The organism is Actinomyces sp. MRS3W, from assembly GCF_032465695.1.
Classification (GTDB): Bacteria; Actinomycetota; Actinomycetes; order Actinomycetales; family Actinomycetaceae; genus Actinomyces.
Genome location: NZ_JAWDJJ010000233.1, coordinates 1 through 2057, shown reverse-complemented (window position 1 = coordinate 2057; position 2057 = coordinate 1). Strand labels below are relative to the sequence as shown.

The 2057-nt window shown below is 71.9% G+C and carries 2 protein-coding genes; both read left to right on the top strand.

Translation table 11 applies throughout. The annotated features are described in order from the left end of the window. On the top strand, positions 1–680 hold a 680-nt coding region (gene modA / locus RWX45_RS08895; protein ID WP_316023374.1), incomplete at its 5' end, for a molybdate ABC transporter substrate-binding protein. Positions 681–822: 142 nt separating this feature from the next. Further along, the coding region (locus RWX45_RS08890) for an ABC transporter permease subunit (protein WP_410050703.1) at positions 823–2057 on the top strand (1235 nt) is incomplete at its 3' end.

Genomic DNA, 2057 nt, shown 5'->3' with positions numbered 1-2057 from the left:
TCACGGGTGAGTTGGTCGTGTTCGCCGCCGCCTCCCTGCAGGACGCCTTCGAGGACATCGCCGCCGACTTCCAGACGACCTATCCCAACGTCTTGGTCACCTTCGACTTCCAGGGCTCGCAGGACCTGGTGACCGCCCTGGCCGAGGGCGGAGCCGCGGATGTGCTCGCCACCGCCAACAACTCCACGATGGAGGATGCCGTCTCCCAGGAGCTGGTCGGCGAGCAGACCGAGTTCGCCACCAATGTGCTCACCCTCATCACCCCGGCCGATAACCCCGCGGGCGTCACCGGAATCGACGACGGCTCCCTGGACGGCGCCGACCTGGTCATCTGTGCCCCGGAGGTGCCCTGCGGCGAGGCCACCGTCAAGCTCACCGAGGAGCTTGGCGTGACCCTGAACCCGGTCTCCGAGGAGCAGAAAGTCACCGACGTGCGCGGCAAGGTTGCCTCCGGTGAGGCCGATGCCGGCATCGTCTACACCACCGACGCCGCCGACGCGGGCGACGCCGTACGCACCATTGCCCTGCCCGACAACGACGTCGTCAACCATTACCCCATCGCCGTCACCCGCAGCGCCGCCAACCCCGAGGCCGCCCAGGCGTTCGTCGATCTGGTTGTCTCCGACGCGGGGCAGGCGGTTCTCGCCGGCTACGGCTTCGGCGCGCCCTCCGGCCGGTAGCGCCGTGGACGACACCCCTTCGGACGACGCGGCGCTGCCCGCGCACCCGCGGCGGCTCCCTGCGGGCACCGGCCGGTCCCGTGCCGCACGCACCCGCCTACCGGTGGTCGTCGTGGCCGCGGCCGTGGTGGGGGCCTGCGCCATGCTGCTGCCCTTCGTGGGCCTGGGCAGTCGGGTCGCCTGGTCGCAGCTGCCGGCACTGCTCGCCTCGGAACCGGCCCGTCTCGCGCTGGGACTGTCCTTGCGCACCTGTGTGCTGGCCACCGTCATCTCGGTGGCGCTGGGTGTGCCGTTGGCCATTGTGCTGGCCCACGACTGGCCCGGGGTGAGGATCGGCCGGGTGCTGGCGGTGTTGCCCATGACCATGCCGCCCGTCGTGGCCGGCACCGCCCTGCTGGCCACGCTGGGCAAGCGCGGCCTGCTCGGTTCGGCCCTGCGGGGCGCCGGCATGCAGGTTTCCTTTACCACCGCGGCGGTGGTCATCGCCCAGGTGTTCGTCTCCATGCCCTACCTGGTGGTCACCTTGGAGGCGGCACTGCGCTCGCGCGACACCCGCTCCGAGACGATCGCGCGCACGCTCAGCGCCGGCCCGGGGACGGTCCTGCGTCGCATCACCCTGCCGTTGGCCGCTCCCGCGCTGGCCCGGGGCACGGCGCTGGCGCTGGGGCGCAGTCTCGGCGAGTTCGGTGCCACCATCGCCTTCGCCGGTTCCAAGGAGGGCGTGACCCGGACGATGCCGCTGGCGATCTACCTGGAGCGGGAGAACGACCCAGCCACCTCGCTGGCGCTGGCGGTGGTGCTCATTGGCCTGTCGTTCCTCGTCGTGGGGGCCACCAGCGTGCGCTGGGACGCCGTCGGGCGACTGTGGCGCACCAACCGCGCCCTGCCGTCCCCGGCGGCGGAATCGACACAGCCCGCCGCGTTGGCACCGGAGGATCCCGGAGCGCCTGCACCCGGCGCCCCGGGCCGCGCCTTGAGCCGCAGCCCGCACCGACCGTGCTCTGGCGCCCCCCTTGAGCTGCGCTTCACCAGCCAGTCGCGCGGCGTGAGCGTGGAGTTGGAGGTGGCTGCAGGACGGACCCTGGCCCTCATCGGCCCCAATGGTTCGGGCAAGTCCACGGTGTGTGAGGTTGCCGCCGGCTTGCTTGACGCTGCGGGCGGGCAGGTACGGGTGGGAGACGACCTGGTTGACGGCGAGCGCGTCTTCGTGGCGGCCGGCCGCCGCGGCGTCGCCCTGCTGTCCCAGGCACCCGGAGTCTTCACCCATATGAGTGTGGTGGACAACGTGGCCTTCGGGCCGCGCTGCCGTGGCATGTCCCGCGCTGCGTCCCGTGAGCGCGCCCGCGCCGAACTGGCGGCCTGTCTCTTATACACATT